The following is a 19,287-nucleotide window of genomic DNA, read 5'->3' as shown; positions in this document are numbered from 1 at the left end:
CCCCTTTAGGCCCGGGCTTTGTTCACCAGTTCGGCAAAAGCCTCAGGCTGGCGCACCGCCAAATCGGCCAGAATCTTGCGGTCGAGTTCGATGCCGGCCTTCTTCAAACCGTGCATGAACACGCTGTAGCTCAGGCCGTGCTGGCGGGCCGCAGCGTTGATGCGCACAATCCAAAGGCGGCGCATATCGCCTTTACGCTTGCGGCGGTCGTTGAAAGAGCGCATGGCCCCGCTGAACAGAGTCTCCCGGGCTTTGCGCACACTCTTGGAACGAAGGGCGTAAAAACCCTTGGCTCGCTTGAGGATGGCCTTGTGTTTACGACGGCGAACAACACCGGTTTTTGCGCGTGGCATTCAGCATCACCTCTTTTTATACGCTATGCGGCTTTTTTTCGTAGGGCATCAGCAGGTGGACGCGGCGAGCCTCCCCTTTGGCAAAGGTGAAGTCGCGTCCCTTCTGACGGCGGCTCTTGCCCGACTTTTGCCAGTTGAGGTGGCGCTTTCCCGGCTTTTTAGCAGTAACCTTGCCCGTTGCCGTGATTTTAACACGGTTCTTGGCGCCCTTATGGGTCTTCATCTTTGGCATCTTGCTGCTCCTTTGCTGCCTGGGTGCCTAAAAAGGGCTTTCCTAAACCCGGCAGCCTTGCAAGTATAGCACCCCCTTAGGCTCTTTGCCAAACCCGCCACCGCGCCGCGCTTGCTTGGTGCGAACGCGGTAAGCCCGGCAGAACACCGGGGGTAAGCGTCTTAAGCTGGTTTAGAAGGGTTTCCGGCTGAAGCCGGCTTGGCCCCGGGGGCCATCACCATGTTCATATCGCGGCCCAGGATCTCCGGGCGCATCTCCACGAAGCCCACGCCCTCCAGGTCCTTGGCAATACGCTCGAGCAGCTTGTACCCCAGTTCCTGATGGGCCATCTCACGCCCCCGGAACATGATGGTCACCTTGACCTTGTGCCCCTCCTCGAGGAAACGGCGGATGTGGCCCAGCTTGGTGTTGTAGTCGTGGGTGTCGATCTTGGGGCGGAGCTTCATGCTTTTGAGCTCGGTGCGCTTGGCCTTTTTGCGGGCTTCCTTCTCCGCTTGCTGCTGCTCATAACGCCATTTGCCGTAGTCGAGCAAGCGGGCCACCGGCGGCACCGCGTTGGGCGAGACCAGCACCAGGTCGTACTCACGCTCCTTGGCTAGGCGCAAAGCCTCGCGGGTGTCCACTACCCCAACTTGCATACCGTTCTCATCGATCAGGCGCACCTGGCGCACCCGGATCCGTTCGTTGACAGGAACATCTTTGGCTATAAACTCACCTCCGCAAGCAACAAACCCTCCAGCGTCTGTTTGCCTGCGCCTTCGAGTCTACACAATGAAACACCCCTGGGGCAATTCGGCTGGGCGGCTTTGCGCAAAACAGGAGGCCCTATAGCATGAAGGCATGTTCGTACGCACAACCGACCATGCCCAAGTGCGTCTCATCACCCTCAACGACCCTGAGCGCCGCAACCCCCTCTCCCCTTCCCTGGTGGCCGAGCTGATGCAAGCCCTGGAGGCTGCCGAAAAGGAACCCGCGATCCGCGTGGTGGTGCTTACCGGAGCAGGCCCAGCCTTCAGCGCCGGAGCCGACCTAGAGTTCCTCAAAAACGTCACAAGCGCGGGAGCCGAGGCCAACTATGCTCACTCCCTCGAGCTGGCCCGGCTCTTCCACCGGGTCTACACCTTCCCCAAACCCACCATCGCCGCCATCAACGGCCCTGCCGTAGCCGGAGGGGCTGGGCTGGCCACCGCCTGCGACCTAGCCTTTATGAGTGAGAAAGCCCAGATGGGCTACACCGAGGTTCGGATTGGCTTCGTGGCCGCCTTGGTCGGGGTAATCCTGGTGCGCCATGTGGGCGAGAAGCAGGCCAAAGAGCTTTTGCTCAGCGGACGGCTTATCTCTGCCCAGGAGGCTTTCCGCATGGGATTGGTCAACCGGGTGGTGCCATCGGAGCAGGTTTTGGACGAGGCCCTGGCCCTAGCCCAGGAAATAAGCGGCCATGCACCCACCTCGCTGGCCCTGACCAAGGAACTGCTTTGCGCCCTACCGGGTATGGGCCTCGAGGAGGGCTTCCGCCTGGCTGCTTTGGCCAACGCCTGGGTGCGGGAGACCGGCGATCTAGCCGAGGGCATCGCGGCTTTCTTCGAGAAGCGCCCCCCACGGTTTTCCCCTCGCTAGGGGTAGCACACAGAAATCTGGGCAAATGGTAGGCTTGAGCTTATGGAGTTAGGCCCTGCACTCGCCGCCATCCTGATCATCGTGGCCCTCGAGGCCATTTTGTCTGTCGACAACGCTATGGTGCTGGCCGTGATGGTACGGCCGCTGCCGCCCCAGCTGCGCTCCAGAGCCTTGCTCTACGGCATCATCGGGGCTTACGTGTTGCGCGGCCTGGCGCTTTTGTTTGCCACTCTCATCATCCAAATCTGGTGGATTCAACTCCTAGGGGGGCTGTACTTGGTCTACCTGGCGGTCAACCACCTTTTCTACCGCAAAGCGGAAGGCCAAACTGAGCCGGCCCAGGTTCAGCAAGCCGCCGCGGCCAGTTTCTGGCGCATTGTGCTCATGATTAATGTCGTAGACCTGGCCTTCGCGGTGGACTCGGTGCTGGTGGTGATTGCCTTCAGCCGGGAGTTTTGGGTTATCTTCACCGGGGTGGCCGTGGGCATTCTGCTCATCCGGCTGGCCGCCGGCATCATGGTGACCGTCATCGAGCGCTACCCAAGGCTGGAGAGCGTGGCTTATGCGGTGGTGGGCTGGGCTGGGCTAAAGCTGATGCTCGAGGGCTGGGAGCACGGCAGCGAAGTCTGGCTGCACCGGCCTGAGCTGGCCTTGCACCTGCCCCAGGGTTTTTTCCTGGGGGTTACCTTCGCCATTCTGCTTTTGGGCAGCCTGTGGGCCTTTCGCCGTGGCCCTCAGGCAGACTAGGCCGCGCTTCAGATGCCCAAGGACTGGAACCATCATTACCTAAGCCAGGCCATCCTGGCCCAGCCAGCCCGGGTAGTGGCCAGCTACGCCCACTGCCTGCCGCCAGGGCCGGTGCTGGACCTGGCCGGGGGTACCGGACGCAACGCCTTTTTCCTGGCTCGGCGCGGTCATCCGGTACTCTTGCTCGAGCGAAGCCGGGTGGCCCTGGCCTTTGTACGGGCTGAGGCCGCGCGAAGCGGCCTTGAGGTCTGGGCCCTAGAGGCCGACCTCGAGGCCCCTGAAACCCCTCTGCCGCCCGGCCCCTTTGCTGGGGTGATTATGAGCTACTTCGTGCACCGGCCCCTGCTTTTGCGGCTGGCGGAACGCTTGCACAAAGAGGGACTGGTGCTCCTCGAGGGCTTCACCACCCTGGAAGCCCAGCGGCGCGGTAGCTCGGCTGAGCACTACTGGCAGCCAGGCGAGCTATTGCACCCCCCGGTGGGGCTGCGCTTGCGGGCCTGGGCCGAGGGCTGGATGGAGGGGCACCACCGTACCTGGGCGGTCTGGCGGGCCGGAATCTGGTAAGGTTTAGCCGATGGTAGTTGTACTCGCTGCGCTAGCCTATCTGTGGGGGGCCCTTCCATTGGGCTACTGGGCCGTTCGACGGCTCACCGGCCAGGATGTGCGCCTGGCCTCAGGCTACAACCTGGGCCTAGAAAACACCCTAAAGCGCTTAGGCCCTGGTCCCGCCTCGCTGGCCTGGGGGCTGGATATCCTCAAGGGGCTGGTAGCCGCCTGGGTAGGCGGCCTGTGGGGCCTGTCCTGGGGGGTGGGCTACGCCCTTCTGGCCTACTTAGGCCACCTTTACCCCCCCCGTAGGCTGGCCCAGGGCGCCTTGCTGCGGGGACGGGGGGCCGGGGTACTGCTGGGGCTGGTGTTGGGCCTTCATCTCAGCGGCCTGTCTTACCTGTCTACCCTGGCCATCCTGGTCACCGCCGGGGGGGTGTTTCTCTGGAGCCGGTACGCCTCGCTGGCGGCTTTATCCATCCCAGCGGGGCTGGCCCTGGCAGTGAGCCTCGAGCCCCTACCCGGCTGGGCGAAACTGGCGGCCTGGCTTCTGCCCATGGTCACCCTGTGGCGCTACAAGGAAAACATAGGCCGGATGCTGGAGGGCACCGAGCCTCGCCTGGGCGACCCCCCACCCCTGCCCTCGCCCAAGCAGGTGGTCTGCGCCTTTATGATCCATCCGCTCACCCTGGACGACCTTTTTCAAAGCCCCCGCTTCCGCTGGGCCCGCCCGCTGGTCAAACGGGGCCTCCTCTCCCCCAAACTGGTGGAAAACCTGGCCGAGGCCATCCGGCCTATGAAGGTGGGCGAGCTGCGCGGGGTGCGCACCCGCGATGGCCGGGAGATTCGCTGCTATCTGATCTCGGCCCCATTACTGCCCCACCAGATCACCAGTAAACCCGAACTGGCCACCCAGCGGGCCATCCAGGGGGCCCGGCTAGCCCGGGAGCTGGGCTGTACGGTGGTGGGCCTGGGCGCTTTCTGGAGTGTGGTGGGCGAGAAAGGCCGCCGGGTACAAGAGGCCGTGCCGGAGATCCAGGTCACCAACGGGGGCGCCTACACCGCCGGAACGGTACGGGCCGCGATTCCTGGGATTCTGGCCCACTTCGAGCAGGAAGGGCGCAGCCTACGCCAGGCCACCGCAGCGGTGGTAGGGGCCAATGGGGTAGTAGCTTTTGGCATCGCCCGGCAGATTGCCCCTTTGGTGGGCAAGCTCATCCTGGTGGGGCGGAACCTCGAGCGCTTGGAGAAAAGCGCCACCAGCCTGCAGCAGAACCTCGAGCGCAAGGGGCAGCCGGTACCGGAACTGGTGCTTAGCCTAGACATCGGGGCCATCCGCGAAGCCGACCTGGTCTTCAGCGCCACCTCCGAGCCCGGCCCGGTCATCTTCCCCCAGCACGTCAAACCTGGGGCCTGGATTTACGACGAAGGCGTTCCCCCCGACGTAGATGCTTCGGTCAAGGAAGTACCCGGAGTACGGGTGATTCCTGGAGGAGTGGTACGCCCCCCCGGGGCCATGCAGGGCAACCTCGACCTACACTTTGGCGAAGGGGCGGTGCCCGCCTGTCTGGCCGAGACCATGATCCTGGCCGCTGAAGAGGCCTTCGAGCGCAAAAGCCTGGGGGGCGAGACCAAAAGCGAAAATATCCAGTTTTTCGTCGAGCGGGCCGAGGCCCTGGGCTTCCAGGTAGTGGATTGAGGCCCTTATGATGGGAACCATGCGCAAGCGACTGGTTGCCGGCAACTGGAAAATGCACAAAAGCCCCTCTGAGGCTAAAGCCTGGTTTTCCGCTCTGGTTCGCCAACGGCCCAACACCCAGGCCGAAGCCGCCCTACTGGTGCCCTTTACCCACCTGGCCTACGCCAAGGAGGTACTGGAGAACAGCGGGATACACTGGGGTGCCCAGGATGTCTCGGCCCACCGGGAGGGTGCTTATACCGGCGAAGTATCGGCGCTGATGTTGTGCGACCTGGGTTGTAGGTATGCCATTGTGGGCCACTCTGAACGGCGCAGCCACCATGCGGAGTCCGACGCCTTGGTAGCCCAGAAGATGCTGCGCCTTTTGGAATTCAGTATCGTGCCCATCCTGTGCGTGGGTGAGCCTCTAGAGGTGCGTGAGGCCGGGAAGCACCTCTCGTACACCCTGGGCCAGCTCGAGGCTAGCCTGGCCGGGGTTGAACCAGCCTCGCCGGCGCACCTGGTGGTGGCCTACGAACCGGTCTGGGCTATCGGCACCGGTAAAACCGCCACCCCCGAGGATGCCGAGGCCATGCACCAGGCCATCCGCCAATGGTTGGCCCGCCGCTACGGCACGGCCTTTGCCGAGGAGACGCGCATTCTCTACGGCGGCTCGGTCAAGCCAGACAACGCCACCGCCTTGTTTTCCCAGCCCAATATTGACGGCGGACTAGTGGGCGGGGCCAGTCTGAAGCTAGACGACTACTTAAGACTGCTCCTGGCCTGAAGCAGGCACGACAACCGGCGTGCAGGAGCCTCGAGGTGCGCTCCATCTGGCAAAAGCAGGGCCGGTGCTCAAGGGCCAGGCGTAGCGTATTGCCGGGGTTCCACCCTGCTGTCAGGGTGGGGTGGTATAGCGGCTGGCCTGGCCGGTTCCAGGTGCAGTAGACTCTTGGGCATGGCCAGCCTGCACCCCCGCACCCAGCTTTCCAAGGAAAGCGTCTTTGCCCACATGAGCCGCCTGGCCACCCAGTACGGGGCCATCAACCTGGGCCAGGGCTTCCCCTCTAACCCACCCCCCACCTTTTTACTCGAGGCGGCCCGGCGGGCCATTGGCGCGGTGGACCAGTACACCCCCCCCATCGGCCTGCCCCGTCTGCGCGAGGCCATCGCGGAAGACCTGGGCGTAGCCCCCGAGGATGTGGTCATTACGGCGGGAGGCACCGAAGCCCTTCAGGTGTTGGCCGAGTCGTTGTATGGGCCGGGCGACGAGGTGGTGATGCTCGAGCCCTACTTCGACGTGTACATTCCCCAGGCCCGCATCGCCGGGGCTGAGCCGGTCATGGTGCCGATGCGCCTTACCGACCGCTGGGAAGTGGATTTACCCGCACTGGAACGGGCCATCACGGTGCGTACCCAGGCCCTTCTGCTCACCAACCCCTACAACCCCACCGGCTCGGTCTTCTCCCGCGCTGAAGCCGAACACATCGTGGCCCTGGCCCGTAAGCACGACCTCTGGATCATCAGCGACGAGGTCTACGACGAACTGTACTTCGCTGAACCACCCCTTTCTTTCCGCAAGATGGCCCCAGAGCGGGTCTTTACCGTGGGCTCGGCGGGCAAACGCCTGGAAGCCACCGGCTGGCGTATCGGCTGGATTGTCACCCCCCCTGGCCTGGCCCCCCAAATCGCTGGGATGCGTCAGTGGAATAGCTTCTGCTCGGCAGCCCCGCTACAGGCCGCGGTGGCCGAGGCCCTGCCCATGGCCCGCAAGGAAGGCTTCTACCCGCACCTGCGGGAAAGCTACAAACAGCGCAAAAACCTGCTGGAACAGGGGCTTCAGGCTATGGGCCTCAAGACCTTCGCCCCGGCTGGCACCTATTTTCTAACCGCCATCCTGCCCGAGCTCGAGGCCGAGACCCTGGTGCGCGAGGCCGGGGTAGCGGCCATCCCTGGCTCGGCCTTCTACATCCAAAACCCCGCGCCCAAGGGGCTCTTTCGCTTCGCCTTCTGCAAAACAGCCCAGGAGATCGAACAGGCCCTAAACCGCTTACAGGCTTATCTGAAGCAGCGGGCTTACGGCTAATGACCGAGCACAGCACATCCTGCGGGCAGGCTAAACGTGCCAGGGATAAACTTGATTGTACTTTATTTCACAATATTGCTGTTCGTGAAATAAAGCTTTACAGCTCGTCATTCTCCTAAGTAGCGGTTAGGCTAAACTGGTGAACGATGGAGACAGTTCAATACCTGGATGATACCGGAAGGCCCTTACGGGAGCTGCCCTTCAACCCCGAGGAGCTACGGCAGGGCTACCGGGCTCTACGCCGGGCCCGGCACTTCGACGAGCGGGCCTTGGTGCTTCAGCGCCAGGGGCGGCTGGGGGTGTATCCCCCTTTTCGCGGCCAGGAGGCAGCCCAGGTGGGGGTAGCCCTGTGCTTGCAGGCCAACCGCGACTGGCTGCTGCCCAGCTACCGTGAAAGCGCCGCCGCCCTGACCTTTGGCATGCCCATTCATAAGCTCATCCTGAGCTGGAGGGCTGATCCTGCTGGCTGGGGTGCCCCCCCAGACGTGAATATGGTGCAGTTTTACATCCCCATCGCCACCCAGATTCCCCAGGCTGCTGGGGTAGCCCACGCCCTACACCTGCAAGGCCAGGGCGCGGTGGCTGCGGTTTTTATTGGGGATGGCGGCACCTCCGAGGGCGACTTCCACGAGGGGCTGAACTTCGCCTCGGTGTTCAACGTGCCCCTACTGGTAACGGTGCAAAACAACGGCTGGGCCATCAGTGTGCCCACCCACAAGCAAATGCGGGTACAGCGTATCGCCCTAAAGGCCCAGGGGTACGGGATTCCCGGCGTGGTGGTAGACGGCAACGACCTGGTGGCGGTCTGGAGCGTGGCCAGGGAAGCGGTAGCCCGGGCTCGAGCCGGCCAGGGGCCCACCCTGATCGAGGCCCTGACCTACCGGGTGGCCCCCCACACCTCCTCCGACGACCCCAGCCGTTACCGCACCGAGGAAGAAGCCGAGCAGTGGAAGCAGCGCGACCCCATTTTGCGCATGAAAAACTGCCTTTTGCACCTGGGCCTGTGGAGTGAAGAGGAAGAAGCGGAGCTGGGCGAGGCCCTCGAGGCTGAGTTCCAGGCCGAGCTGGCCCTGGCCGACCAGGCTCCCGAGCCCAACCCCTGGGAGATTGTGGAACAGGTCTACCACAAGATGCAGCCCGACCAAGAGGCCGCCTGGCAGTATTTGCGGGGGGAGAAAGCATGATTGCCGAACGCGAGACTCGAGTGCTCAACAACGTGCAGGCCATCAACGAAGCCCTGGACCTGGCCCTGGCCAAAGACCCCCGGGTGCTGCTCTTCGGCGAGGACGTGGGCACCATGGGCGGGGTCTTCCGCGCCTCGGATGGGCTGCAACAGAAATACGGCGAGAAACGGGTCTTCGATACCCCTCTGGCCGAGTCGGGCATCGTGGGCTTCGGGATTGGCCTGGCCATGGCGGGTTTCCGCCCAGTGGCCGAGATTCAGTTTGCCGGTTTTCTCTACCCGGCGCTGGATCAGATTCTCTCCCACCTAGGCCGTATGCGCCACCGCACCCGGGGCCGCTTCACCATCCCCATGGTCATCCGCGCGCCTTACGGGGGTGGGGTCAAGACCCCTGAACAACACGCCGATAGCCCCGAGGCCCTGCTCTGCCACACCCCAGGGGTCAAGGTGGTCATTCCCAGCAGCCCCGAGCGGGCCAAGGGGCTTTTGCTCGCGGCCATCGAGGACCCCGACCCGGTGTTTTTCCTCGAGGCCATCAAGCTATACCGTGGGGTGAAAGGAATGGTGCCGGAGGGCTACTACACCCTGCCCATCGGCCAGGCCCGGGTGGTGCGGGAAGGCCAGGCCGTAAGCCTCTTCTGCTACGGGGGAATGGTGGAGGTCTGCCAGAAGGCCGCCGAGGTGGCTGCCCGCGAAGGGGTGGAGCTGGAGGTGGTGGACCTCGAGACCCTGGTGCCCCTGGACACCCCGACCATCCTCGAGTCGGTGCGCAAGACCGGGCGAGCGGTGGTGGTCTACGAGGCCATGCGCACCGGCGGTTTCGGGGCCGAGGTGGCCGCTCGCATCGCCGAGGAAGCCCTGGACTACCTCGAGGCCCCCATTCTACGGGTGGCCGGCTGGGACGCCCCCTACCCTCCCTTTAGCGCGGTGGAAAACTACTACCGCCCCGATGCCAAGCGGGTGCTCGAGGCGGTGCGGCGGGTGCTGGCGTACTGAGGGAACCTTCTCCTCCTTTGGATTACCTCCTGATGCTCCTAATACCGGCTAGATCAAACAAGCGTTTGTTAGAATAGGCGGCATGAAAACAAAGAGCTATGCCATGGGGGCCTGGCATCAGAGCCCTGAGGACGGAACCCTGGTAGTGGACGCGGTCTATGGGGAGCCGGTGGCCCAGGTCAGCAGCCAGGGGCTGGACTTTGCCGGCATGGTGGCCTACGCCCGAGAGGTAGGGGGGCCCAACCTGAGGCGCTACACCTTCCACGAGCGGGCCGCCATGCTGCGGGCTTTAGCCCAGTACCTGACCGAGCGCAAAGAAGCCTTCTACCCCCTTTCCTACAAAACCGGGGCCACGCGCTTCGATAGCTGGTTCGATATCGAGGGGGGCATCGGCACCTTTTTCAGCTATGCCTCCTTAGCCCGGCGTGAGCTACCCAACGAGCGCTTTCTGGTAGAAGACGACCCCCTGGCCCTTTCCAAGCAGGGCAGCTTCGTGGGTAGGCACCTGCTGGTACCCAAAGAAGGGGTGGCGGTGCACATCAACGCCTTCAACTTCCCCGTCTGGGGCATGCTGGAAAAACTCGCCCCGGGGCTTATCGCCGGGGTACCGGCCATCGTGAAACCCGCCACCCAGACCGCCTACCTGACCGAGGCGGTGTTCCGGGCCATGATCGAGTCGGGCCTCCTGCCCGAGGGGGCCATCCAGCTTATTTGCGGCGGCATTGGCGACCTCTTCGACCACCTGAACGAGCAGGACTGCGTGACCTTTACCGGTTCGGCCAGCACCGGGCGCAAGCTCAAGGTGCATCCCAGCCTGGTGGCCCACGCAGTGCCCTTCAACATGGAGGCCGACAGCCTGAACTGCGCCATTCTGGGCGCTACGGTGGAGCCCGGCGACCCCGAGTTCACCCTCTTCGTGCGGGAGGTGGCCAGGGAGATGACCGTCAAGGCTGGGCAGAAGTGCACCGCCATCCGGCGGGTCATCGTGCCCAAGGCCAAGGTCGAGGCCGTGCTGGAAGCGCTCAAGAAAGAGCTGGGCCAGATCACCCTGGGAGACCCCCAGCGCGAGGAGGTGCGGATGGGGCCTTTGGTCGGCGCCGCCCAGCGCCAGGAGGTGCATAAGGTGGTGGAGGCCCTCGAGGCCCAAGGCTGCGAGCGGGTCTACGAGGGCCCGGCCGAGCTTCTGGGGGGCGACTGGGAGAAAGGGGGGTTCATGGCCCCCACCCTGCTCTACAGCCCTAAGCCCTGGGACTCTGCCGCCCACGACCTCGAGCCCTTCGGCCCGGTGGCCACCCTGATACCCTACGAAAGCCTGGACGAGGCCGCCGCCCTGGCCCGCCGGGGCCGGGGCAGCCTGGTGGGCAGCATCGTAACCTACAATCGCGAGGAGGCCCGCCAGCTCTTCTTCGGCTGTGCTACCCACCACGGGCGGCTGCTTATTCTCAACCGGGAAAACGCCAAGGAATCCACCGGCCACGGCTCCCCTTTGCCCCTGCTGGTGCACGGTGGGCCCGGAAGGGCCGGGGGCGGGGAGGAGCTGGGGGGGGTGCGGGGCATCAAGCACTATATGCAGCGTACGGCGGTGCAGACCGACCCCACCACCCTGATGGCCCTTTCCCAGGAGTACGTGCGGGGGGCCACGGTGCAGGAAGACCTGGTGCACCCCTTCCGCAAGTACTTCGAGGACCTGCACATCGGCGAGAGCCTCCTCACCCACCGCCGCACCGTGACCGAGGCCGACATCGTGAACTTCGCGGGCATTAGCGGCGACTACTTCTATGCTCATGTGGATGAGCTGGGAGCCAAGGAGTCCATCTTCGGCAAGCGCGTGGCCCACGGCTACTTCCTGATCTCGGCGGCAGCCGGCCTCTTCGTGAGCCCCGCCCCAGGGCCGGTGCTGGCCAACTACGGCCTGGAAAACCTGCGCTTCATCGAGCCGGTGGGCATCGGCGACACCATCCAGGCCCGCCTGACGGTGAAGCGCAAAACCGCCAAAGACCCCAGGCCCGGCGAGCGGCCTACCGGGGTAGTGACCTGGGCGGTGGAGATTACCAACCAGGAGGGCAAGACCGTGGCGCTATACGACATCCTGACCCTGGTGGCCCGCCGGCCTGAAGGGGTGTCCGCCTAGTTGGGCCTACCGCTTATGCCCTTGTTATCAACTGGTTATAGCGGGGTGGCAAGGTAGGGTTGGGAGGTAAGCATGCTTAGAGTTTTGGCTTTCCTGCTTTTGGCCTTGCTGCCCGCTCTGGCTTCACCATACGAGTACGAGTACCTTGGTGGATACCCGCGCCTGGAAATCAAAGGGCAGGTCGAAGCGTTTGATCGGCAACAGGGCTACATCATCGTGAACGGGCAGCGCTTCTGGCTCGATGCCAACGTGTACTACAAGTATGGCCTGCCCCAGGTGGGCAGCTGGGTAGAGGTGAAGGCCTATCGCACCAATAGGGGCACCTGGGTGGTGTACAAGGTCGAGCGCAAGCGCGGCTGGTGAGGGCGTAGCCTACCCCTATGCGCATCCTGCTGGTAGAGGACGAGCCAGACCTGGCCCTGGCCCTGCGAATGGTTTTGCTACAGGCGCGTTATGCCGTTGACTGGGCCATTGACCTAAGGACGGCCCGTACCTACCTGGCCGAGGCCCCACCTGATCTTTTAATCTTGGATGTGATGCTGCCCGAAGGAGAGGACGCCGGCTTCACCCTGGCCCAGGAACTGCGGCAGATGGGGTTTGGCCGGCCCATCCTGTTTCTAACCGCCCGCGATGCCCTGGACGACCGGGTGCAGGGCCTCGAGCTGGGCGCAGACGACTACCTGGTGAAGCCCTTCGAGATGCGCGAATTGCTGGCCCGAGTGCGGGCCCTGCTGCGCCGCGAAGGCCAGGTCAAGCAAGCCCGCCTTCAGCGGGGGCCTCTCGAGGTCGATTTCACCCGGCGCAGGGTTTTCTGGAACGGGCATGAGGTCTTCCTGGCCGAGCGGGAGTTTGCCCTGCTGGAGCTGATGGCCCTGAACCCCGAAAAAACCTTCACCCTGGAGGAGCTTTTGGAGCGGGTCTTCCCCGATGCCTCCTCGGGCTACCATGCAGTGCGCATGTGCGTCTCGCGGCTGCGCAATAAACTCTCCCCCGAGGCCATCGAGACCGTACCTGGAGGTTACCGGCTTGGGCTTTCGTGACCGGCTGCTGTTGGCCTTGTTGGCCCTAGCCCTGCTTCTGGTAGGGCTGCAGATGGGATTGGGTTACCTTAGTTTTTACAACTCCCTGGAACGGGACTTTAGGGGCGACCTGGAGAAATACGCCTTGCTGGTGGCTGGAGCACTGGATATGGAAGGCGCCGAGCCCATCCTGGAGCCCAGCAAGCTGCCTAGCACCAACGAGCTGCAAGGGCGCTTTCGCCTGCTCAAGGGAACAGAGAGCATCCTCGAAGGGGGTGGGGCCTTTCCTCAAGACAACCCCTCCTGGCGGACGGAAAGGCGTGAGCTTGGGCAAGGCTATTTGCTGGAGGTAGCCCTGAACCAGAACGAGCACAACCGGGCCCTGGCAGAGTACCTGCGTACAGGCTGGCTCACCATGGGACTGGCTAGCCTGTTGGCGGTCATCTTTGCCTTCCTCTTGCGGGGCTATCTGCTGCGCCCCTTGCGGCACCTCGAGCAGGCTACCTTATCCCTGGCCGAGGAGCGCTTTCCCCAGCCTTTGCCCAAAACCAGCCGCGACGAAATTGGCAATCTAATCGAGAGCTTCAACCGCATGGTCTATAAGATTCGCAAGGCCATCGAGCGGGAAAAAACCTTTACCCGCTACGCCTCCCACGAGCTGCGCACCCCCGTGGCCACCCTGCGGGCCACCCTCGAGGCGGTTCAGGGTGGGGCCTTGCCACTCGAGCAATTGGTGCCTGTGCTGGAACGCAACCTCGAGCGGATCGAGCGTACCCTCAACGGCCTATTAGCCCTGGCCAGGGGCCCCGGGGAGTTCCGCTCGCTGGAAATGCGCGAATTTTTGCAGTCCATCCTGCAAAGCTTACCCCCTAACCAGCGCGCTGGCATCCAGGTAGAAGCCCAGCCGGGCCAGGTCTGGGCCCCTCCCGAAGCCTTGGAAGCCGCCCTGCGCAACCTGCTGGAAAACGCCTTCCTGCACGGGAAGCCTCCGGTGCTGCTCCGCTTTGAGGCCAGCCCACCCCTACTGATCATCCGCGACCAGGGCCCGGGAGTGCCAGAAGAAGTTCTGCACCGCCTGGGTACCCCCTTTTACCGGGTCACCCCAAAGCAAAATGGTCTGGGCCTGGGTCTGGCCTTGGCCAAGCAGGTAGCCGAGGCCGCTGGTGGAACCCTTGCCCTGCGGAACCACCCGGCCGGTGGCCTCGAGGTTCGCCTGGGCCTGCGGGAGGGTAGTCCATGAACCATCTACCCCGTCGGATGGTGCTGTTGTGGTTGCTGGGCTGGAGCAGCCTGGCCTTTGCCGATAAAGACGATAAAAAGGATAAGGACAAGCAGGACAAGGACAAGGATAAGCCCAAGGAAAAGGAGCCTAAGGAAAACAAAGATAACCAAAATCCCAACCGGGGCTCACACCGGCTGTACGCCGAAGTTACCCTGGTGCACAGGGGCCACATCCAGGTGCAAGGGGGGCGGCTAGAGACCGACTCGGCCTGGGCCCAGTTCTTGTTCCCGGGCATGTGGGTACAGGCCTGGGGCGAGTGGGAGGAGAGCGTGTTCAAAGCCTCGAGGCTCGAGGTGGTTCAGCCAGGGGTCTTCAGCTACTTCAGAGGGCCAGCCGAACTGCTTGGCCGGGGGAATGGCTGGGTTGAGGCCTGGTATGGGCCCGACCTGCACCTCCTGGTCAGCCACCCGGCCAGCCCAGGGGCTATTCTGCTGTTGGCCAAAGGCGAAAATGGCCGGCTTCTGGCCGTCCCCCCTACCCTGAGCGCTCCAGCCTACCCCGGCGAGGGCTGGTTTCTTTTCTCGGGAGAAAAAAAAGAAAACCGCCTGCACTGGAAACAAGCCCAGCCTCTGGGTAGTCCTTAATGTCCGCTTAATCTCCTACCCCCGGTTATATCCCGGTTACCCCGCCGGCGTACCTTCCGTGGCGGAGGTGCTTATGAGGAAAAGGTTGGCCTATGTAGCTGGTTTTCTTTTGGCTCTTCTGGCTGGGTGCGGCTATCCCCCCAACCCCAGCGCCCAGGAGGAACTGAACCTCAGCGGCGTGGTCGCCGGCAGCCCTGGGGCGCTCTTGCTGGGGGTGCAGGCGCTGGATACGGCCCAGGCCACGGTAGAGGTGGACGGCGAGCCGGCCGATGACTCAGCGATCCAACCGGGGGTCGTGCTGGCAGGCCAGGGCCTCCGCAGCCAGAATCGGATCCATCTGAGCAAAGCCACCCTCCACTACGCAGTCAAAGGGCCCGTAGACGCGGTAAACTCCCTCGAGGGGTTTGTGGATGTGATGGGAGTACGGGCCAAGGTCAGCGCCTTTACCTACCTGTACCGGGAGAACCCCGATGGTAGCTACACCTCGCTGACCCTGGCCGACCTTCAACCTGGCCAGTACGTACACCTGGCCGGTCTGCCCCAGGACGACGATAGCCTGGTGGCTACCCGGATCGAAGTCAAACGGCAACCCAAGCCCAGCGTGAGCCTGCGGGTACACGCCCGGGATCTGAACACCACGGCCCAAACCTTTACCTACGGCCTGCGTACCTACACCGTGCAGTACCAGGGCGTAGTCCCCAAAGGAAGCCTGGGCGAGGGAAGCCTGGTCAAGGTGAAAGGCAGCCTGGTGGGCCAGACCGTGGTGGCCACGGCCCTCGAGGTTCTCTCCCCTACGGTCACTCCGCCGGCAAACCCTGGGAATCCGATTAAGATGAAGCTAGAAGGCCTCCTCGGTAGCCTGGACACGGCCAGCCAGACCTTCACCCTGATGGGCTACACCGTGTACTACGGCACTGCCCGCGTCAAGGGTAGCCTGGCCGAAGGGGCCTGGGCAGAGGTGGAAGGCTACCTGAAGCCAGACGGCAGCCTCGAGGCCTACGAGGTGGAGGTCAAATACCCCAAAGGAACCAAAGGCTACGACGGGGAGGTCAAAGGAGCCATCTCGGCCATAACCGCCGATACCCTGACGGTGGGCGGCACCACCTTCTGGGTTGATGCGGCCACCATCATCGAGCGGGAGCATCAGGCCATCCCCTTTGGCAGCCTCCAGGTAGGCGACTGGGTCGAGGTCAAGTTCAACACCCAGATGACCAACCCCTCGGGCCAGCCCTACGCCGTGCGAATTGAGCTCAAGCGGGCCAGCAGCAACCTCGAGGTCAAGGGGACCATTCAAAACTTCAACGCCCTGGATCGAACCTTCCAGATGGGCGGTGTAACCATACGCACCCATGCCCAGACCCGCTACGAGGTGGGCGATCGCTACGTTTCCGCCGAGGTCTTCTGGGGAACCAACCGCGACGGGCAAAGGGGTGAGGCCAAAGGCTCGCTGGAGGGAGAAATCCTGACCGCCAGCAAGATCGAAGTCAAGTGAGGCTGGTTGGTACGGCCCCGCCTAAAGGCGGGGCCGCTTCTTTGCGGGCAAACCAGCCTGACTAAAGTGGGTATGCTTTGCAGAGCGAGGCGCCTTGGCTTCAGTCGCCCTCCTTGTGGTGCTCTTCTTCCTGCTCTTCCGGCTCCCCACGCCCCTCAGAGTCAGCCGTGCTGCCCTCGCCGCCAAAGGTGGTCATCAAACCCCGGATGAAGGCCTGTTTTTCCGCGCCCGAGAGGCGGGCTCTGGGATGGGTCAGGGTATAGAGCCAGGGTGGCATGCTTCCTTCCTGCACGGTTTCCGCCGCGTCCTCTCCCCCTTCGCCGCCCACCGAGGTCCACTCTGAAACATTGAATTTGGCTCGCCCCTCCAGCACATCCCGCTCTATCAGCCACGAGATAGGGGCAATGTGGCTGTACCAAGGCCATACGGTTTGGTTGCTATGGCAGTCGGCACAAGCCCGGAAGAAGATTTCCCGGGTGCGCGGGCTATCCCACGCCGGCTCAGCCAGCACGGGCGGGTTGGTATGGTTGCGGCCATAGGGAATTAGCTGTATCCCTAGCAGCCCCACGGCCAAACCGACAAGCACCTTATGGGCTACTTTCATTGGACTCTCCTCTAGCCGCCCTTCGCTTTGCAAGGGCTAGACCTCTGCATTCTCAAGGGGCTCGATAACCGCTGTATAACCCCTTTCGTCCTGCGCCAGCCGCCCCAGGGGATGGCCTGGTTCGTGGGCGTAGCACAGCAGAAAGTCGCCCTCGAGCCAGCGGCTATAAAAGCGCTTGCGGCTTTCCAGGCTGGTCATGGGGTAGAGGTCGAAGGCCGGGATGTAGAGCAGGGGGGTTTGGCAACGCAACGCCACCAGGTCGGCGGTGTAGGCCAGGCGCTGGCCCTCGGACTCGAGTTCGACCACCTGCATCCCCAGGTTGTGCCCTGGTGCAGGCCGCACCCACAACCCCGGCAAAAGCTCGGCCTCGCCCTCCACCAGCTCAAATCGGCCCTGCTCGGCCAGGGGCTCCACGTTTTCGACGCGGTAGCTGGCCCGGCTGCGCTCGTGGGGGTGCAGGGCGTCGTGGAGTTCTTGTTTTTGCACCACGTGGCGGGCCTTGGGAAAGGTGGGCACCAGCCGGCCCTCGGCCCAGCAGGTATTCAGGCCGCAGTGGTCGAAGTGCAGATGGGTATGCACCACCAGCGAAATGTCCTCGGGCTCTACGCCCAGCAGCCGGAGCTGGGCCAGCAGGGGGTGGGTAGGGCTCAGGCCGTAGAGCTGGCGGAACTTCTCCCCCGGTTTGCGGTCGATGCCGGTCTCGATGAGCACATAGCGCTCGCCGATGCGCAGCAGCAGTGGGTTCAGGCCGAGTCGGATACGGTTTTGTTCATCCGGGGTGGCCAGCTTGGCCCACAGCGGCCTGGGCACAATGCCGAACATCGAGCCGCCGTCGAGCCACAGCTCACCATCGGAGAGCACCCACAGTTCAAAAAGACCCAGGCGACGGTATAGGATAGGACGCACAACTCAACTTTACTCGCTTAGCAGCTTGCGCAATGCAGTCTCTACTTCATACAGATTTCCTCCATATGGCCTTAGCCAGTCCTCGACCTTGTCTGGGTATACCGTCAACCATTTTGTGTCAAGAGCTTCCTTACCTTTATGCTGACCGTCTGATTTTTCCCAAGCTATGCTCTTCGGAATAACCCAACCATGTACTTCATGTGGAGAGACGCCTAAACAAAAAACAGCATCGTAGTCTTGATTGCGAAGTTGCTGAAATTTGTAAAATCCCCCCTCCCAAAGGGTGGAAAACTTTATTTCAAGTTTGACATTCCCGACAAAACGGTCAAAGGAGGAATTCATAGATGGGCGTACACTAAAACCCTTTACCGTTAGCCATTGCTCAACCAGGCGCTCCCCAATTTTGCCAACTTGACGGGACGGTTTACTCCTTATCCAGGCAAAAGGGCTCCCAGACCACATATCAGATGACGTCTCAAATTTCCTTTTGAGATTATCATTTATCTCTAAGAAGGCTTGATCAATCTTCATATTAGCAACGGCTGTACCAACTGGACATTGAGTTCAATTCCTAACACTTCAGGTTCACAAAAGCTCAATCGTTTTGACATTATTTCTATGGCTTCTAAATTGTTATCAACGAGAATAAAGCTACGCCCAAGTTTGGCAGCTGCTTCACCAGTTGTTCCGCTTCCGGCAAAGAAGTCTAGAACCCAATCGCCTGGGTTGGTATGTACTCTTATTATTCGCTCCAGCAGCTTTACCGGCTTCTGGGTGGGATAACCGGTTTTTTCCTTGCTGTTTGTAGGTACTATGGTCATCCACCAAACGTCGGTTGGCGTCTTTCCTAATTCTGCCTTCTGCGCTCCCACGAGGCCAGGAGCCATGTAGGGGATTCTATCCATCTCATCAAAATTGAAAATATATTTTTCAGGATCTTTCACGTACCAGAGTATGTTGTCATGTTTGGCCGGCCATTTCTTTTTGGAGCGAGCGCCATAATCATAAGCCCAGATTATCTCGTTCATAAAACACTCGCGCCCAAAAATGCTATCGAGGACAACTTTGGCGTAATGAATTTCTCTGTAGTCTAGATGGAGGAAGAAAGATCCATCCTCGGTCAGAAGACGGTATGCCTCCCAAAGGCGCGGCTCGATGAAAGAAATAAAGTCGTCGAACTTATCGAAATACTCTGGAGAATCTATTTTTCTAATTTGATATGTTTTGCCACCAAATCCTTTTCTGGTGCCCTCCGAGCTGGCTACCGCCTTGAACCGATCCCGTCTTTGCATCTTACCGGTATTGAATGGAGGGTCTATGTATATAAGCCGAAACATACTATCAGGCAAAGTTGGGAGGTATGTCATGTTGTCTGAAAACACAATCCTATTACGCATTGCCACTCCAGTCTATTTGCCAACGACTTATTGAACAATCCCTTGTAATCGGTCAACACATGTGAGACTGGGGAACCGACTCCTCCTGCATCTTAGCTAAATACTCCAAGGGAGCAAGACCCTGTAATCGGTCAACACATGTGAGACTGGGGAACCGACTCCTCCTGCATCTTAGCTAAATACTCCAAGGGAGCAAGACCCCCCAGGGCCATGTGAGGCCTTCGGCGGTTGTAGTGGTCCAGGGAGGCATCCAGCTCTGCCTGTAGCTCGCTGAGCCGGGGGGGCAGAGGCCGGGTATAGAGCTCCTCCCTAAAGGTCCGTTGCACCCGCTCCACGTGACCATTGAGTTTAGGACTCCTCGGCGGCAGCACAAACAAGGCAATCCCCAGAGCACAGCAGGCCTCCTCAAACTCGGCCATGAACTCGCTGCCCCC

General features: G+C 62.0%; 21 protein-coding genes and 1 pseudogene. 14 read left to right on the top strand and 8 right to left on the bottom strand.

The annotated features are described in order from the left end of the window. Positions 1-5: 5 nt before the first annotated feature. The 3 genes from rplT to infC form a co-directional block, all read right to left on the bottom strand. Complete coding sequence (rplT, locus tag G552_RS0108090) at positions 6-353, bottom strand: 50S ribosomal protein L20 (protein ID WP_027882586.1); 348 nt, start codon at positions 351-353, stop codon at positions 6-8. Positions 354-369: 16 nt separating this feature from the next. Next, positions 370-585, bottom strand: coding sequence for a 50S ribosomal protein L35 (rpmI, locus tag G552_RS0108085; RefSeq protein WP_027882585.1), 216 nt, complete (start codon positions 583-585; stop codon positions 370-372). Positions 586-746: 161 nt separating this feature from the next. Next, entirely contained in the window at positions 747-1,292 is a 546-nt protein-coding gene (infC, locus tag G552_RS0108080; protein ID WP_084640400.1) for a translation initiation factor IF-3, read from the bottom strand. 133 nt (positions 1,293-1,425) lie between these two features. On the opposite strand from infC, the gene G552_RS0108075 reads away from it, so the two are divergent. The 14 genes from G552_RS0108075 to G552_RS0108010 all read left to right on the top strand — a co-directional run bounded on the left by G552_RS0108075 (position 1,426) and on the right by G552_RS0108010 (position 15,946). Then, a complete protein-coding gene (locus G552_RS0108075) occupies positions 1,426-2,202 on the top strand; it encodes an enoyl-CoA hydratase/isomerase family protein (protein ID WP_027882583.1) in 777 nt (258 codons plus the stop codon). A 42-nt stretch (positions 2,203-2,244) separates the two neighbouring features. Then, positions 2,245-2,949 carry a TerC family protein gene (locus G552_RS0108070; protein WP_027882582.1) on the top strand — a complete coding sequence of 235 codons (705 nt, stop codon included), beginning with the start codon at positions 2,245-2,247 and terminating at the stop codon, positions 2,947-2,949. 12 nt (positions 2,950-2,961) lie between these two features. Beyond that, a complete protein-coding gene (locus G552_RS0108065) occupies positions 2,962-3,513 on the top strand; it encodes a class I SAM-dependent methyltransferase (protein WP_027882581.1) in 552 nt (183 codons plus the stop codon). Positions 3,514-3,523: 10 nt separating this feature from the next. Next, positions 3,524-5,194, top strand: coding sequence for a glycerol-3-phosphate acyltransferase (locus G552_RS0108060; protein WP_027882580.1), 1,671 nt, complete (start codon positions 3,524-3,526; stop codon positions 5,192-5,194). Positions 5,195-5,213: 19 nt separating this feature from the next. Beyond that, entirely contained in the window at positions 5,214-5,960 is a 747-nt protein-coding gene (gene tpiA, locus G552_RS0108055; protein ID WP_027882579.1) for a triose-phosphate isomerase, read from the top strand. A 171-nt stretch (positions 5,961-6,131) separates the two neighbouring features. Further along, positions 6,132-7,259 (top strand): pyridoxal phosphate-dependent aminotransferase, encoded by a 1,128-nt coding sequence (locus G552_RS0108050; protein WP_027882578.1) that lies wholly within the window; start codon positions 6,132-6,134, stop codon positions 7,257-7,259. Between the two features lie 146 nt (positions 7,260-7,405). Next, the gene (pdhA, locus tag G552_RS0108045; RefSeq protein WP_027882577.1) at positions 7,406-8,443 is read left to right on the top strand and encodes a pyruvate dehydrogenase (acetyl-transferring) E1 component subunit alpha; all 1,038 of its coding nucleotides are present in this window, start codon (positions 7,406-7,408) and stop codon (positions 8,441-8,443) included. Beyond that, positions 8,440-9,438, top strand: coding sequence for an alpha-ketoacid dehydrogenase subunit beta (locus G552_RS0108040; protein WP_027882576.1), 999 nt, complete (start codon positions 8,440-8,442; stop codon positions 9,436-9,438). The genes pdhA and G552_RS0108040 overlap by 4 nt, the downstream gene beginning before the upstream one ends. Positions 9,439-9,520: 82 nt before the next feature. Next, positions 9,521-11,569: a phenylacetic acid degradation bifunctional protein PaaZ gene (paaZ, locus tag G552_RS0108035; protein WP_027882575.1), complete on the top strand. Its 2,049-nt coding sequence runs from the start codon at positions 9,521-9,523 to the stop codon at positions 11,567-11,569. A 72-nt stretch (positions 11,570-11,641) separates the two neighbouring features. Continuing rightward, a complete protein-coding gene (locus tag G552_RS0108030; RefSeq protein ID WP_027882574.1) occupies positions 11,642-11,932 on the top strand; it encodes a DUF5666 domain-containing protein in 291 nt (96 codons plus the stop codon). A 17-nt stretch (positions 11,933-11,949) separates the two neighbouring features. Further along, entirely contained in the window at positions 11,950-12,609 is a 660-nt protein-coding gene (locus G552_RS0108025; RefSeq protein WP_027882573.1) for a response regulator transcription factor, read from the top strand. Further along, positions 12,596-13,828 carry a sensor histidine kinase gene (locus tag G552_RS0108020; RefSeq protein ID WP_051195740.1) on the top strand — a complete coding sequence of 411 codons (1,233 nt, stop codon included), beginning with the start codon at positions 12,596-12,598 and terminating at the stop codon, positions 13,826-13,828. Before G552_RS0108025 ends, G552_RS0108020 begins: the two co-directional genes overlap by 14 nt. Next, positions 13,825-14,454, top strand: coding sequence for a hypothetical protein (locus tag G552_RS0108015; RefSeq protein ID WP_156890701.1), 630 nt, complete (start codon positions 13,825-13,827; stop codon positions 14,452-14,454). Before G552_RS0108020 ends, G552_RS0108015 begins: the two co-directional genes overlap by 4 nt. Before the next feature lie 73 nt (positions 14,455-14,527). Then, complete coding sequence (locus tag G552_RS0108010; protein ID WP_156890700.1) at positions 14,528-15,946, top strand: DUF5666 domain-containing protein; 1,419 nt, start codon at positions 14,528-14,530, stop codon at positions 15,944-15,946. 100 nt (positions 15,947-16,046) lie between these two features. Here G552_RS0108010 and G552_RS15015 read toward each other — a convergent pair whose 3' ends face one another. From G552_RS15015 to G552_RS15005, 5 genes and pseudogenes are all read right to left on the bottom strand, one after another. After that, complete coding sequence (locus tag G552_RS15015) at positions 16,047-16,550, bottom strand: heme-binding domain-containing protein (RefSeq protein WP_036270488.1); 504 nt, start codon at positions 16,548-16,550, stop codon at positions 16,047-16,049. A 36-nt stretch (positions 16,551-16,586) separates the two neighbouring features. Beyond that, the gene (locus tag G552_RS0108000) at positions 16,587-17,456 is read right to left on the bottom strand and encodes an MBL fold metallo-hydrolase (protein ID WP_027882569.1); all 870 of its coding nucleotides are present in this window, start codon (positions 17,454-17,456) and stop codon (positions 16,587-16,589) included. A 9-nt stretch (positions 17,457-17,465) separates the two neighbouring features. Continuing rightward, positions 17,466-17,987, bottom strand: coding sequence for a hypothetical protein (locus G552_RS16265; RefSeq protein ID WP_156890699.1), 522 nt, complete (start codon positions 17,985-17,987; stop codon positions 17,466-17,468). Further along, a complete protein-coding gene (locus G552_RS15010; RefSeq protein WP_281167340.1) occupies positions 17,984-18,793 on the bottom strand; it encodes a DNA-methyltransferase in 810 nt (269 codons plus the stop codon). Before G552_RS15010 ends, G552_RS16265 begins: the two co-directional genes overlap by 4 nt. Before the next feature lie 156 nt (positions 18,794-18,949). Then, a pseudogene (locus G552_RS15005) lies at positions 18,950-19,287 on the bottom strand (integrase core domain-containing protein); the annotation flags it as partial.

This window comes from Meiothermus rufus DSM 22234, from assembly GCF_000423425.1.
GTDB lineage: Bacteria > Deinococcota > Deinococci > Deinococcales > Thermaceae > Meiothermus > Meiothermus rufus.
This window is presented reverse-complemented; position numbering and strand designations above follow the sequence as displayed.

Bases quoted from the DNA above. Each gene is read 5' to 3' on its own strand.
- rplT (WP_027882586.1), bottom strand. From the start codon at position 353: ATGCCACGCGCAAAAACCGGTGTTGTTCGCCGTCGTAAACACAAGGCC.
- rpmI (WP_027882585.1), bottom strand. From the start codon at position 585: ATGCCAAAGATGAAGACCCATAAGGGCGCCAAGAACCGTGTTAAAATC.
- G552_RS0108075 (WP_027882583.1), top strand. From the start codon at position 1,426: ATGTTCGTACGCACAACCGACCATGCCCAAGTGCGTCTCATCACCCTC.
- G552_RS0108070 (WP_027882582.1), top strand. From the start codon at position 2,245: ATGGAGTTAGGCCCTGCACTCGCCGCCATCCTGATCATCGTGGCCCTC.
- G552_RS0108065 (WP_027882581.1), top strand. From the start codon at position 2,962: ATGCCCAAGGACTGGAACCATCATTACCTAAGCCAGGCCATCCTGGCC.
- G552_RS0108060 (WP_027882580.1), top strand. From the start codon at position 3,524: ATGGTAGTTGTACTCGCTGCGCTAGCCTATCTGTGGGGGGCCCTTCCA.
- tpiA (WP_027882579.1), top strand. From the start codon at position 5,214: ATGCGCAAGCGACTGGTTGCCGGCAACTGGAAAATGCACAAAAGCCCC.
- G552_RS0108050 (WP_027882578.1), top strand. From the start codon at position 6,132: ATGGCCAGCCTGCACCCCCGCACCCAGCTTTCCAAGGAAAGCGTCTTT.
- pdhA (WP_027882577.1), top strand. From the start codon at position 7,406: ATGGAGACAGTTCAATACCTGGATGATACCGGAAGGCCCTTACGGGAG.
- G552_RS0108040 (WP_027882576.1), top strand. From the start codon at position 8,440: ATGATTGCCGAACGCGAGACTCGAGTGCTCAACAACGTGCAGGCCATC.
- paaZ (WP_027882575.1), top strand. From the start codon at position 9,521: ATGAAAACAAAGAGCTATGCCATGGGGGCCTGGCATCAGAGCCCTGAG.
- G552_RS0108030 (WP_027882574.1), top strand. From the start codon at position 11,642: ATGCTTAGAGTTTTGGCTTTCCTGCTTTTGGCCTTGCTGCCCGCTCTG.
- G552_RS0108025 (WP_027882573.1), top strand. From the start codon at position 11,950: ATGCGCATCCTGCTGGTAGAGGACGAGCCAGACCTGGCCCTGGCCCTG.
- G552_RS0108015 (WP_156890701.1), top strand. From the start codon at position 13,825: ATGAACCATCTACCCCGTCGGATGGTGCTGTTGTGGTTGCTGGGCTGG.
- G552_RS0108010 (WP_156890700.1), top strand. From the start codon at position 14,528: ATGAGGAAAAGGTTGGCCTATGTAGCTGGTTTTCTTTTGGCTCTTCTG.
- G552_RS15015 (WP_036270488.1), bottom strand. From the start codon at position 16,550: ATGAAAGTAGCCCATAAGGTGCTTGTCGGTTTGGCCGTGGGGCTGCTA.
- G552_RS16265 (WP_156890699.1), bottom strand. From the start codon at position 17,987: ATGAAGATTGATCAAGCCTTCTTAGAGATAAATGATAATCTCAAAAGG.
- G552_RS15010 (WP_281167340.1), bottom strand. From the start codon at position 18,793: ATGTTTCGGCTTATATACATAGACCCTCCATTCAATACCGGTAAGATG.